At 34.7% G+C, this 13,856-nt stretch carries 11 protein-coding genes; 9 read left to right on the top strand and 2 right to left on the bottom strand.

The window, feature by feature from the left end:
- Positions 1 to 32 precede the first annotated feature (32 nt).
- The 5 genes from LB449_RS10275 to LB449_RS10295 are packed head-to-tail and all read left to right on the top strand — an operon-like array spanning position 33 to position 4,072.
- On the top strand, positions 33 to 722 hold the full coding sequence (locus LB449_RS10275; protein ID WP_224455016.1) for an RluA family pseudouridine synthase: 690 nt from the start codon (positions 33 to 35) through the stop codon (positions 720 to 722).
- Between the two features lie 37 nt (positions 723 to 759).
- Positions 760 to 1,749, top strand: a complete 990-nt coding sequence (locus LB449_RS10280) for a D-alanine--D-alanine ligase (RefSeq protein WP_224455017.1) — start codon at positions 760 to 762, stop codon at positions 1,747 to 1,749.
- A 36-nt stretch (positions 1,750 to 1,785) separates the two neighbouring features.
- Positions 1,786 to 2,244: a pantetheine-phosphate adenylyltransferase gene (coaD, locus tag LB449_RS10285; RefSeq protein ID WP_224455018.1), complete on the top strand. Its 459-nt coding sequence runs from the start codon at positions 1,786 to 1,788 to the stop codon at positions 2,242 to 2,244.
- A gap of 4 nt (positions 2,245 to 2,248) precedes the next feature.
- Positions 2,249 to 2,785, top strand: coding sequence for a DsrE family protein (locus LB449_RS10290; protein ID WP_224455019.1), 537 nt, complete (start codon positions 2,249 to 2,251; stop codon positions 2,783 to 2,785).
- 9 nt (positions 2,786 to 2,794) lie between these two features.
- Entirely contained in the window at positions 2,795 to 4,072 is a 1,278-nt protein-coding gene (locus LB449_RS10295; protein WP_224455020.1) for an amidohydrolase, read from the top strand.
- Between the two features lie 146 nt (positions 4,073 to 4,218).
- Here LB449_RS10295 and LB449_RS10300 read toward each other — a convergent pair whose 3' ends face one another.
- Entirely contained in the window at positions 4,219 to 6,282 is a 2,064-nt protein-coding gene (locus tag LB449_RS10300) for a TonB-dependent receptor family protein (RefSeq protein WP_224455021.1), read from the bottom strand.
- Between the two features lie 62 nt (positions 6,283 to 6,344).
- On the opposite strand from LB449_RS10300, the gene LB449_RS10305 reads away from it, so the two are divergent.
- On the top strand, positions 6,345 to 8,087 hold the full coding sequence (locus LB449_RS10305; RefSeq protein WP_224455022.1) for a M14 family metallopeptidase: 1,743 nt from the start codon (positions 6,345 to 6,347) through the stop codon (positions 8,085 to 8,087).
- On the opposite strand, the gene LB449_RS10310 is transcribed toward LB449_RS10305, so the two are convergent.
- The gene (locus LB449_RS10310; protein WP_224455023.1) at positions 8,055 to 8,678 is read right to left on the bottom strand and encodes an NUDIX hydrolase; all 624 of its coding nucleotides are present in this window, start codon (positions 8,676 to 8,678) and stop codon (positions 8,055 to 8,057) included. The two genes, LB449_RS10305 and LB449_RS10310, sit on opposite strands and share 33 nt — an antisense overlap.
- 8 nt (positions 8,679 to 8,686) lie before the next feature.
- On the opposite strand from LB449_RS10310, the gene pyrE reads away from it, so the two are divergent.
- The 3 genes from pyrE (at position 8,687) to LB449_RS10325 (ending at position 13,817) form a co-directional block, all read left to right on the top strand.
- The gene (gene pyrE, locus LB449_RS10315; protein ID WP_224455024.1) at positions 8,687 to 9,331 is read left to right on the top strand and encodes an orotate phosphoribosyltransferase; all 645 of its coding nucleotides are present in this window, start codon (positions 8,687 to 8,689) and stop codon (positions 9,329 to 9,331) included.
- Between the two features lie 2 nt (positions 9,332 to 9,333).
- Positions 9,334 to 9,726 (top strand): SRPBCC family protein, encoded by a 393-nt coding sequence (locus tag LB449_RS10320; RefSeq protein ID WP_224455025.1) that lies wholly within the window; start codon positions 9,334 to 9,336, stop codon positions 9,724 to 9,726.
- Positions 9,727 to 9,848: 122 nt separating this feature from the next.
- A complete protein-coding gene (locus tag LB449_RS10325) occupies positions 9,849 to 13,817 on the top strand; it encodes a PAS domain S-box protein (protein WP_224455026.1) in 3,969 nt (1,322 codons plus the stop codon).
- The last annotated feature ends 39 nt before the right edge of the window (positions 13,818 to 13,856 follow it).

Genomic DNA, 13,856 nt, shown 5'->3' on the forward strand with positions numbered 1-13,856 from the left:
AACTATTTATTTTTAAAATAAACCCCTAATTCATGCGCTCTACTCCTGAAAACCTTCAGATTATTTTTGAAGATAATCATCTTATCGTTATCAATAAACGCTCAGGTGACATTGTCCAAGGCGACAAAACTGGCGATCTGCCCTTAAGTGAAGTCATCAAGCTATACCTCAAAGAAAAATACAACAAACCAGGTGATGCTTATTTAGGAGTCGTACATCGATTGGACAGACCCACAAGTGGCGTGATTGTTTTCTCCAAAACTTCCAAAGCTCTGTCTAGATTAAATAAAGCCTTTGCTGATAGAGATACTAAAAAAACGTATTGGGCAGTCGTCAAAAACAAGCCAAAAAATGATTCTGCAAGACTTGTTCATTACCTAAAGCGCAATCCAAAACAAAACAAATCCTACGCACACATCAAGCCGGTTCCTGAGTCTAAAGAAGCTATACTTTCCTACCAGCTTATTAAATCTTTGGATAACTACCACCTCTTGGAGGTTGCTTTAGAAACTGGAAGGCATCATCAAATCAGAAGTCAACTCTCCGCAATCGGTTGCCCGATAAAAGGTGATCTCAAATATGGATTCGACAGAAGTAATAAAGATGGAAGCATTCATCTTCATGCTCGAAAACTTACCATAATTCATCCTGTACGAAAAGAAAAAATCACTTTTGAAGCCGCTCCTCCAGAAGATGTAATATGGAACACATGTTTGTCTTGATTAGCATTTGAAAAGTTATATTTGAAAAAAATAAAAGATGATCAAAACTATAGCCGTAGCCATGGGCGGTTATTCTAGCGAAGCAGATATTTCACTCCAAAGCGGAGAAGTTGTCTATAAACACTTGTCTACAAATCCAAAATATAGAGTTTATAAAGCTCATATTTTAAAGAAAAGCTGGTTTGTTAAATTGGATTCTGGAGAAGAATTTCCAATCGATAAATCCAATTTTTCTGTAACTATAAATGCTAAAATCATTTATTTTGATTGTGTTTTCAACACAATTCATGGAACACCTGGAGAAGATGGACTGTTTCAAGGCTATTTACAAACCTTGAAAATTCCACAAACTGCCTGTGATTATTATCAAGCTGCACTTACATTCAACAAAAGAGATTGTATTTCTGTACTCAAGTCGCATGGTATACAAACCGCCAAAAATGTTTACGTAAATAAAGGTGATGATATCGACCCACAAGCTGTTATTGATCATGTTGGTTTACCTTGTTTTGTAAAAGCCAACAGAGCTGGAAGCAGCTATGGAATTTCAAAAGTGAAAAAGAAAGAAGACATCTTAACAGCCCTAGAACATTCTTTTAAAGAAGATGATGAAGTTATCATTGAATCATTTCTGGATGGCAGAGAGGTAAGTGTAGGTGTTATTAATATTGATGGGAAAATTCAAGCATTGCCAGTCACGGAAATTATTTCTGAAAATGAATTCTTTGACTTTGAAGCTAAATATCTTGGAAAATCCAAAGAGATAACTCCAGCCAACCTTGATGATCAGCAGACCAATAAAGTTAAGGAATTAGCGGTCAAAATTTTTAAATCCCTAAAGTTAAAAGGCTTAACGAGATCAGAATTTATTTTTCACAACAATCAACCTCATTTTTTGGAGTGTAATGCTTGCCCTGGTCTTACCGAAGCCAGCATTCTTCCACAGCAAGCTAAAGCTGCAGGAATTTCACTCCAAGATTTATTTACCAATGCTGTAGAGGTTGCTCTTCAGAACTTTGAGCACTAATTCAGTTTTAAGTATCTTAGAAGAAATTTTAAATTTATGAAAAGAGCTGTTTTTCCTGGATCTTTTGATCCTATTACAATTGGACATTATGATATTATCATGAGAGGACTCACTCTTTTTGATGAAATTATTCTAGCCATTGGAGTAAATTCAGAAAAAAAATATATGTTCACTTTGGAAGAAAGAAAGTTGTTTATGGAGGAAACGTTTAAGGATGAACCAAAAATAAAAGTAGATACATATCAAGGCTTAACCGTTAACTATTGTAAAGAAAATAATGCGGACTTTATTCTCAGAGGTCTAAGAAATCCAGCAGATTTTGAATTTGAAAAAGCAATCGCTCATACCAATAGAAAGTTAGAAAAAATTGAAACTGTCTTTTTACTCACTTCCAGTGGCAAAAGCTATATCTCCTCCTCTATTGTAAGAGATGTCATTCGACATAATGGAGATTATTCTACTTTGGTGCCAGATGCTGTTTTTGTAAAATCTTAAACTCATGAAGAACATACTAGCTTATTTTATCATTTTTGTAATCCCCATTTTGGGATTTACCCAAACATCAAAAACTTTAGAGGATTTTGGTCCTGTTTACGAAATTGAAGAACCCGATTTTAAAGTTGATTTAAATCAGGAATTAAAAGCAGTTTTTGATATTGCTAAAATTTCTTACTCCAAAGACCAGCCAAATCGAATGTTTCAAACTTTAGCAAGATATATAAGAATACATTCTGCTCCAGAGCTAGAAAATAATTCTGTAAAAGCCTTTATGGTTTTGCACGGTTCGGCTATTTATGATCTCCTTGCCCATAAAGAATATGCTAAATATCATAATCAAGAAGGATTGAAAAATCCGAACTTAGAACTTCTAAGCCTTTTATCTGAAAATAATGTAGAAATGGTTTTATGCGGACAGACTTCAAAACATAGAAAAATTTCAAAATCTATGATGCATCCCGACGTTAAAATTGCTTTATCTGCAATGACGGCGTTAATCGAGCTTCAAAACAAGGGCTATAAACTTATTAACTTTTAAACACATCTCATGAAAACAATTATGATCAGCTTAAGCCTATTGTTTTGCTTAGGCCTATTTGCTCAAATGGATTCTAAATTACTTAAAGATGTTGAAGACATTGAAAAACAAGTAATTGAATGGAGGCACGACTTCCATCAACACCCCGAACTCTCCAACAGAGAATTCGAAACTGCAGAAAAAATAGCTAAACATTTAGAAAGCTTAGGTTTTGAAGTAAAAACTGGAGTAGCACATACCGGAGTCGTTGCGACACTCAAAGGAGATCGACCAGGAAAAACTGTAGCTCTAAGAGCAGATATTGATGCGCTGCCGGTGACAGAACGTAACGATTTACCTTTCAAAAGTGAGGTAGTTACAACCTTTCTAGGAACTGAGACTGGAGTAATGCATGCTTGCGGTCACGATACGCATACTGCTATTTTAATGGGTGTAGCTGAAGTATTGACCAAAAATAAGCACTTATTAAATGGAAATGTCAAGTTCATATTCCAACCTGCTGAAGAAGGTCCTCCTCCAGGTGAAAGAGGTGGAGCAAGCTTGATGATAGAGGAAGGCGTCTTAGAAAATCCAGATGTGGATGCAATTTTCGGATTACACATCAATTCATCAACTCCTGTTGGAACTATTCGATATAAACCGGGAGGAACAATGGCAGCTGTTGAACGTTTTGTCATTACAGTTAAAGGAAAAGGTTCACACGGTTCTGCACCTTGGACAGGGGTAGATCCCATTTTGATTTCAGCAAAAATAATTGACGGTTTGCAGACGATTATAAGTCGGGAAGCAAAGTTAGTCGACGAACCCGCTGTCATTACCGTTGGAAAAATAACTTCAGGAACGCGATTTAATGTGATTCCTGAGTCTGCGGAGATGATTGGAACGGTGAGAACTTTGGATCCTGATATGCGTGAAATGATTATCAGACGAATGAAAGAGATGGCTCCTGCTCTTGCAAAAGCTTATGGAGGAGATGCCGAAGTTGAATTTCAGAATAATACTGCTATTACCTACAATGACTTAGAGTTGACTGCAGATATGCTTCCTACACTTCAGAGTTTGGCTGGAGAAGACAAAGTTGAGTTGGTAAAAGCTACGACGGGTGGAGAAGATTTTTCATTTTTTCAAGAAAAAGTCCCAGGATTTTACTTTTTTCTTGGCGGAATGACACCAGGAAACACGACACCTTACCCCCATCATACAGCAGATTTTATGATTGATGATGACGGGATGCTTTTAGGTGTGAAGTCCTTATCCCAATTGGCTATTGATTATCTCAATAAGTAGGAAGACTAAAGGGTAGAAAATTATATTAAAGCAGTTTAAAATTTAATGCGTTTTTATCTTTTTACAAGACCTCACAGGTTTTTAAAACCTGTGAGGTCTTTCTATTTTTAAATGTTTGTAATTTCCTGATCGGACACAATTAATTTTTAAAATGTATAATTTAAAGCAAAGCTTCCAAAGTAATTTCTAGGTTCACCGGGGTAGAAATACCTGGGTTCACTACCTCCAAATCCAACGGCATTGGTAACAATACTCGATGCGTATTTTTCATTGAAAGCATTATTGACTCCAACATTAACTCTAGCTGAAATGGATTTGTACAATGGAAACCTATATTCTGCTTTCAGATTTGAAAACGCATAAGAATCAGCAAATACCGAATTTGCATCGTTTACTGGAATTTCTGAAACTGCGTTCGTTTGAAAATAAAAATAAAACCTATCCCCGATCTGTGCATCAAGACCAAAACTGAATTGCTGTGACGGAACTCCAGTTAAGTCGTTTCCTGAAAACGATTCACCTTGGTCAACAAATTCATCAAATTCATAGAAATTGAAACTTCCGTTGACATAAGGTTGCATTTTTAGCCATGAGTTATAATTCAAATTTGATTTGAAAGAAAATTCAATTCCAGGATGGGAGGTTGAACCGGCATTGATGCCCACAAATCGATCTTCTGCCACTCGTCTGGCAACCAATAAATTTTCAACATCCATATAATATGCGCTTAATTCTGTAAGTAATTTATCGTCAAACCATTTGGCTTTATAGCCAATCTCATAATTCCAGCCTTTTTCTGGTTCAAGTTCTGTATTAAAAACACCTTCTTCGGTAAGGCTTTGTTCTACTGTCGGGACTGAAAAACCTTTACTTATGGAAGCTGAAACTTTTTGATTTTCATCAAGAGAATAAGTTCCAACTGCATTCGGCAGCCAAACCTGGTCATAATCGTATTCTCCTGTTTGGGAATTTTCCGGATTAGAAAACACATCCTCAATTTCATAAGTGGTTTTATTCGTTGCGAGACCAAGCTTTAAATCAAATTTTCTTGAAAATAAAATATTTAGAGTTGCAAATCCTTCAATATATTGTCGGGTTTGAGACAAATCTGAAAGTACATCACCTTCCAAAGCTCCTTGTCCGTTATTATCGCGATATTGATTTTCTAATGTAGAAACCTCAAAATCATCTCTTAAAAATTCACCTCCAATATTAAGTCTTGATGTAAGTCCAAATAATTGCAAATCAATTTCCGTAGTATGTCTTAATCCAATACCTATATTTTTTTCGTCTAAAATATCAAATGGTCTTGGCTCATAGGCGTCTCTAATGTTAGTGAAAACAGCTGTGTTTTGTTGGATAGTAGAGGTTAACTGATTAGAATAATTAATCCCGAAAATTCCTCTTGTGTAGGATTCATAACCTCTGGCTTCACCCCAAGTGAAGGCAGCTCTTGTTGGATTTTCCTCCAGGTCTGTTCTACTAAGCGAACTTGGTATAAATCCTTTAAGCTGAACTACTTGCCCAACTAGCTGTAATTTAGAAGATTCTGATAAATCCCACTCTGAGTTTAAAAAGTAAGATTCGCGCTGATAATTAGAATTATCTCTAAAACCTCCAGAACTTAGATTGTTATAAGTCAGGTTCACTTTTTTGTTACCCTCCGAAAAATTCAAAGAATAATTTTGTTTCAAAAGGTCAAAACTACCAAACAGCAACTCAGATTCGGCATAGTTTTTATCTCTCAATACAGATTTCAATTGAATGACTCCGCCAAGACCAGCACCAAACTGAGTAGCTTGAGGACCTTTGATCACCTTTACTTCAGAAATAGTGGTAAGGTCTATATCATGTAAAATAGAAGTTCCATTGGCTGTACTTAGGGGAATATTATTATAGTAAAGTTTTAGCCGGTTGGTCTCAAATTGCGCCCTTGCTCCTATTCCTCTTATATTAATTTTGGTGGTATTGACACCTCCTTGTTGCATATAAACTCCAGGGATTTTATTCAGTATTGGCGCAATAGTGGTTTGATTGGATTGCAGTAATTCCTCTTGTTTTAAAAAAGAAATATTAGATTCCGTTTGGAATGCCTTTTCAATTTCTAGCGAGGTTTTAAGGTTTACTTCTTTTAATGTAGTGGTGTCTTTTTGGGTTTGAGAAAAAATTATTCCCGAAATCAAAAAGATAATGAGGCTAAACTGTTTCAAGTGCTTATTTTTAGAGTTCAAAAGTAACCGAATAATCAAAGGATTATTTTAAAAAAATACTAATGTTAAAATACTGGTTCATACTTCCTGTTTCAATTCTCATCATTGCTTGCGAGTCGTCTTCAAAACAAGAATCTTCTAAAGAAACTTCAGAAGAATTCAAAATTGCATTTGAACGCTCCAATGGAGACTCCACATCGACTTATCAAGAAGTCATTAAGTTTTATAAGTTTTTAGCAGACAAAGATGACAGGATCACACTTGAAGAAGTATATGAAACTGATATTGGGGAACCATTGCACTTGGTGAAATTTACTCCTTCTGAACTTGAAGAAAAGCCTTTGAGGATATTGGTCAACAATGGAATTCATCCAGGAGAATCCGATGGTGTTGATGCGACCATGCTTCTCTTTAAAGACTTGTCAAATAACGTTTGGTCCTTGCCAACAGATATTGAATTGTTTGCCATACCCATTTATAATGTTGGTGGCGCTTTGAATAGAAACTCAACTTCGAGGACCAATCAAAATGGTCCTGAAGCTTACGGTTTCCGAGGAAATGCAAGAAATTTTGACTTAAACAGAGACTTTATAAAGTCTGATACCAAGAACAGTAAAGCCTTTTACAGTATCTATCATCAGGTAAATCCGGATGTATTTGTAGATACTCACGTGAGTAATGGTGCAGATTATCAATACACACTCACGCACCTGTTTACTCAGCATAATAAGCTTGGCGGAGAAATGGGCAAGCATCTGGAGAACAATTTTATCCCAGCAGTTGAAGATCAATTGAGTGAGAAAGACTGGGAAATCACTCCTTATGTAAATGTCAACAATGAAAGTCCAAAAAATGGATTTACTCAATTCAACGATTCTCCAAGATATTCTTCTGGCTTTACGACTTTATGGAATTCTTTAGGCCTAATGATAGAAACTCACATGCTAAAACCCTATAAGCAAAGAGTAGATGGGACTTTTGAAATGCTTAAAACACTGGTGAAGGTTTCTCACGAACAGAAAATAAATATCCAAAAAGCTAGAGAGCAAAACTTTCAGATGTATTCTAATACTGATTTTTATCCTCTCAACTTTAGGGTGGATACATCAGACTACAGATGCTTTAATTTTCTTGGTTACGAGCTTGAAAATTTAACCAGCGAAATCACGAATTTACCGAGAATCAAATTCAGAAAAGATCAACCCTTTGAAGAGGAAGTGAAATATTATAACCAATTTAAATCCACAGATTCAGTAAGTATACCGAGGGCGTATATCATCCCAAAACAATGGTCCAAAGTTGTGGATCTGATGAAATGGAATAACATTACTTATACTCGGTTTGGAAATGATACTGTGATTGAAGTTGAGGAATATAAAATCAAGGATTTCAAAACTAGAACATCTGCCTACGATGGTCATTATTTGCATTATGACACTAAAGTTACCGCCAGAAAAGTAAAACAAACTTATTCTCAGGGGGATGTTTTGGTGGAAGTCGATCAGCCTGGTATGCGCTATCTTTTGGAAACCTTGGAGCCTATTGCCGTAGATTCATTTTTTAATTGGAATTTCTTCGATAGCATTTTACAGCAAAAGGAAAACTTTTCGCCTTATGTATTTGAAGATTTAGCTTTGGAAATTTTTAAAAAAAATCCTGACTTAAAGACTGAATTTGAAGAGAAACAAAAAAATGATCCTGAATTCAGAAAAAGCTGGTATGCCCAATTAGACTGGATTCATAAGAATTCAAAATACTATGAAGAAGCTCATCTAACTTACCCTATCGTTAGGGTGCTGAACTAGGTATTCCTTAGGAAATAAAAGTTTAATGTTTGCGTAGGATTTTTGAAGGGCTTTTTGAGTCTGCTCAAAGTTTTTCCATTTTGCCTTTTTTATACCTTCAGAAAGTTCTGGAACTAGTTCGCCTCTATAATCTGTACTCATTTGGTACCAGTGAGTAACTTTGAGCTTGTATTTATTATTTCTGTTGATGATATGATAAGTGGTCTGTAGAAACGATTCTATAGCCAGGCCTTCTACATTAGTTTCTTCTTCAACTTCTCGAAGTGCCGTTTGCTCAATGTCTTCTCCTTTTTCAGTTTTACCTTTTGGAAGATCCCATTTTTTATTACGATAAATAAATAGGATTTCCTTGTTTGAATTATAGACTAAACCGCCTCCAGCTACAATGACCTTAAGTTTCCTTTTTAGATGTTTTAAAAGCTTATGTTCTTTTTTGTGATATAGGTTAAGGTAAAGAAGTTCTCCTGATTCTATTTTGCGAATAAGTTGCTTTATTTTTGCCTTTTTAATTGGAATATTAGTGTAATTTGAGCCTATATTTTCTTGAGTTGACAATATTATTGGCACATCATTCACGAAAACTTTATACATTTGTAACTATGATTTTAGATGAAAATACTGCCCACAAAACTGCAGAGCTATTGCTGCAAATTAACGCAATAAAATTAAATCCACAAGAGCCTTTCACCTGGGCAAGTGGTATAAAATCTCCAATTTATTGTGACAATAGAATAATTTTGTCCTACCCTAGCATCAGGAACTATATCGTTTCTGAATTAGCAAAACCTATCGAAACTCTTTTTGGCAAACCAGATGCAATAGCTGGGGTTGCTACAGGAGCGATTGGCATAGGTGCTATTATTGCAGACTACTTGGGTTTACCTTTTGTGTACGTAAGGCCCGAGCCTAAAAAACACGGACGTCAAAATCAAATTGAGGGCAAGCTAAATCCTCATGCCAATGTAGTAGTGATAGAAGATCTTATAAGCACTGGAAAAAGCAGTATGAATGCTATTAAAGCTTTGAAAGCTGAAGGGAAAGCCAATATAAAGGGTATGATGGCAATTTTCACTTATGGCTTTGAAGAGTCTGAGGCTTTGTTTAAAAACGAATATCTGGATGTTTATACCCTTGGCAACTATGAAATTCTTTTAGAAAAAGCTTATAAAACCAATTACCTCAATAAAACTGAACTTGAATTATTAAAAACCTGGCGTAAAGATCCTGCCAACTGGAAATATTAATTATGTACATAGAAAGCGAGAAAAAAAACGTTGCTAAGAGCCAAAAAGAAACTTTTGAATTTTTAAAAAAAGTTGAAAATTTCGAAAAATTAATGCCGGAAAGCATTGAAAAATTCGAATTACTTTCAGAGGAAAGCTTCCTTTTTCAACTCAAAGGAATGCCAGCAATCAAATTGAAACTTGACAACACTGAAGCCAACCACCTTGTAGTTTTGGCTGCGGCAAGTGATAAACTTCCTTTTACACTAAGAGGTGAGATTGAAGAAAAAGGAGAGAACGCATCTGAAGTACAACTTATTTTTGAAGGGGAATTCAATAGTATGATGGCAATGATGATAAAGAATCCTATCAAAAAATTTATCACTACACTCAGTGAAAATCTTGAAACCATTTAAAAATAGTTTCAACAAGGCTAAATACATTAAAAGGTGATTAATTAATATTAATTGCCTTTTCTACTTATATATAACTGTTTGTTTTAATAAATATCTTAAATTTAAGATTCTATACTATTTTCATGGATAAGAAAAAGCTGGATTCAGTAGATCGATATAGAATTTTAGATTCTGGTCAAGACAGGGGTTTTGATAGATTGGTCGAAATGGCCGCCAAGGTTTGCGATTGCTCCCATGCTACATTGAGCACAATTAACAAAAAAAGATTCTGGATAAAATCAAGCTATAATTTTGATTTAGACGATATATCAGAAGAGGATTCTATGTGTCAAATCACTATTGAAAGTCCAAATGAACTTCAAGTAATTAGTGATATATCAAAACTAGATGCAAAGGATAAAAAAGTTAAGTATCTACAAACTAATAATATTAATTTTTATGCAGGTAAATCTATTGTAGATCCTGAAGGCATAGTCATTGGTACTTTGTGCGTATTAGATCCTGAACCAAGAAAACTTAGTCAAACTCAAAAAAATATTCTTAAAGATCTTTCTGATGAAGCGATGGATAAAATCATTTCTCACAAAGAGAAACTGGAACTTGAAGAGCTTAACAAAAGCATCTCGGACGGTAAAGGCAGATTTCAAACACTATTAAACAATACAGGAGATTTAGTTTTTCTTCTTGATTCAGATCTCAATTTCATCGAATTCTATCGAGACGAAGAAAATTTACTGGTTGAAAAGGAAGATCTTATTGGAAAGCATATTGATGAAATAACATCTATTAATAAAATAGCGTCTAAAATAAAAATGGCTGTTAAAGCCAGTACACTCTACAACTCTAGCATACCAATAGAATACGATCTTACTACTGATGGCGTTCAAAGATGGTTTAACATGAATGTGAATGTGATAAAAAGAGAAAATCGCAATAATGAAATTCTATGTGATGTCCGGGAAGTGAGTGATCGAAAGAAAACTGAAAAAAAACTAAAGCTAATCAACAACTTATTCAAAGAAGCTGAGAGTTTAGCTAGAGTCGGTGGATGGAGGTATGATGTGAAAAAGGGAGAATTATTCTGGACTCCTATCCTGAAAAAAATTGCTGAAATAGATAGTAACATTCAGCCGAGTCTTGAAGAGGCTAAAGTTTTTTTTAAAGATGGTAAAAGTATAGAATTGATCACCGAAAAGGTTTTGGAAAGTATTCACTTCAATACATCGTACACTGGTGAATTTGAAATCTTAACAGCCAAAAAAAGACCACTTTGGGCTCTTATCAATATAAAACCTGAAATTATAGACGGAGAGTGCGTGAGTGTTTATGGCTCTTTTCAAGACATCACAGAATCAAAAAAAAATAAAGAGAAACTCAAACAAGAAAGAGAAAGACTCAATAATATAATCAACGCCACCAATCTTGGTACTTGGGAATGGAATGTACAAACAGGAGAAGCTAAATTCAATAACCGATTTGTAGAAATGTTGGGATATTCTACACATGATATACCATTAAATAACTCTATATCGGCCTGGAACGATAGAACTCACCCCGAAGATCTTAAGAATAGCAATTTAGCTCTGGAAGACCATTTCCAAGGAAATACAGATTTTTACAAGTTTGAATTAAGACTTAAACATAAAGAAGGCCATTGGGTTTGGATACTCGACAAAGGAAAAGTTATCTCCTGGACAGAAGATGGTCAACCAGAATGGATGTTTGGAACTCATCAGGATATTTCTGACAAGAAAATGCTGGAAAAAGATCTCAAACAAAATGTTCTGCAATTCAAAAATATCTTTGAACTCTCCCCTGTCGGTATTGTTATTACTGAATTTACATCGGGTAAGTTTCTTGATATTAACAAAGCCATGCAGGACATGGTTGGATATACTGAGGACGAAATTCTTGGAATGAGCATTTGGACAATAACTCCCGAGAAGACAATCACATCCAAGGATAGCAAGTCCATAGAAAATCTAAAGAATTTAAATAGAATAGGACCTATTGAGAAAGTCCTGAAGACCAAGTCTGGTGACTTGATCACTGTCGTCATTAACGGCCTTATTCACTTTGATAAAAAAGGAAATAGAATTGTCATCTCTACATTACAAGATGTTACAGAACAGAAAAAAATAGAGAAAAGATTGAAAAATTCTGAAACTGAAGCCATCAAAGCAAGTCAGGCTAAGTCAGAATTTGTGGCAAATATGAGTCATGAGATAAGGACACCGCTCAATGGTGTCATTGGATTCTCTGATTTGCTGATGAAAACTCCGCTTAATGATGTTCAACATCAATACATGAAGACAGTTTTCCAATCTGCCAATATTCTATTAGACTTGATTAATGATGTTTTAGATTTTTCTAAAATTGAATCTGGAAAATTACAACTAGATACCGATAAAACGAATTTATTAAAGATTGCAGAGGAGGTTGTAGATCTTATAAAATATGAAGCACACAAAAAAGGCCTGGAATTAATTCTCGTAGTTGATGACAAAGTACCAGATTATGTATGGGTTGATGGAGTGAGGTTTAAACAAATTCTAATCAATCTATTGAACAATGCCATAAAATTTACAAAAGAAGGTTCTGTGAAATTCAAGATATCTTGTAAAAACAATGTAGATGATCTTGCAAATCTTGTGTTTTCGGTCGAAGATACTGGAGTTGGAATAGCCAAAGAAAATCAGAAGAAAATTTTTAATGCATTTATACAAGAAGACACTTCTATAACCAAAAAATATGGTGGTACTGGATTAGGTTTAGCTATTTCAGATAAGATCTTAAACTTGATGGATAGCAAGCTAAGATTGAAAAGTGAAATTGGGCAAGGGAGTAATTTCTATTTCGAGATTTCTTTACGTTCAGAAAAGAATCCAAAAACACAAACTCAAACTATTGAAGACGTAAGAGATATTTTGGTAGTCTCTTCGTTTTCAGAACATTTTGGGACCATCAGAAGCCATTATGGTGGTTACAACCTGAAGCTTCACTACGCAAATGACCTTGAAACTGCATCAAAAAGACTTGTAGAACTATCCCCTCAAGTTATTTTTGTAAACCAAGAAGATTCTCTTGAGCTCTCTTGTAGTTTAACTTCAAGATTAAAAACGAACACCAAGTCTAAAAATGTACGTTTCATACTACTTAAAAAATCAAATGCAAATGATAGAGCTGAAGAGATAAAATTGAAAAGATGCTTTGAACATTTAATAGTTAAGCCAATAAAGAAAATCGATTTATTGAGAGTTATGACCAATGAAGATAAACCGCAAAGCGATTTATACTCGGATAGTAAAAAAATAAAAACTATTGAAGAAACTGAAGGATTGAAATTTCTTATCGCAGAAGACAACCTTATCAACATGGAGTTGATTAAGTCCTACTTAACAAATATTTATTCCAAGGTGAATATATATGAAGCGGAAGATGGCCTTAAAGCCCTCAAGTTATTTAAAAAACACACCCCGGACATTGTTTTTTCCGACATTCAAATGCCTAACATGAATGGTTATGAACTAGCAGAAGCCATCAGGAAAGAGAAGAAGGGAAGAACAACTCCTATAATTGCCATTACAGCTGGAACCGTAGTAGGAACAAAGGAAAAATGTATTGAAGCTGGAATGAACGATTATATTTCAAAACCCATCTTGCAGGAGTCTTTAAGAAATGTAATCTTAAAATATAGCCCTGATAAAAATCAACTTGTTGAAAGTTCATACTTTGATGACAAAACAAGTGCAGATGAAAGTAAGGATGAAATTTTCAATAAAAATCAAGTTATGGCAATGATAGGCCATAATGAAAAGTTTTTTGATGAGCTTATTAATCTCGCCAATGAATCTCTAGTTGAAGCTTTGGAAAATTTAAGAGAAATCGAAAACGAAGATCAGCTTAAAAAGCTTGCACATAAAGTAAAAGGCACTGCACTGAATCTCGGAGCCAATTCTTTATCTGATTCTGCATTACGTATAGAAAAGTCCAAAATCAAAACTAAAAAAGATCTTGTGACTTATAATAAGGAATTAGACCTTGAGATTAACAAATTAATAGAAGCGCTTCCTGAGCTCAGCAGTAAGTAATCATAAGCTACATTTTCCCAAAACTAAACATTTGTAAAT

Source organism: Psychroflexus lacisalsi (assembly GCF_020164495.1).
Classification (GTDB): domain Bacteria; phylum Bacteroidota; class Bacteroidia; order Flavobacteriales; family Flavobacteriaceae; genus Psychroflexus; species Psychroflexus lacisalsi.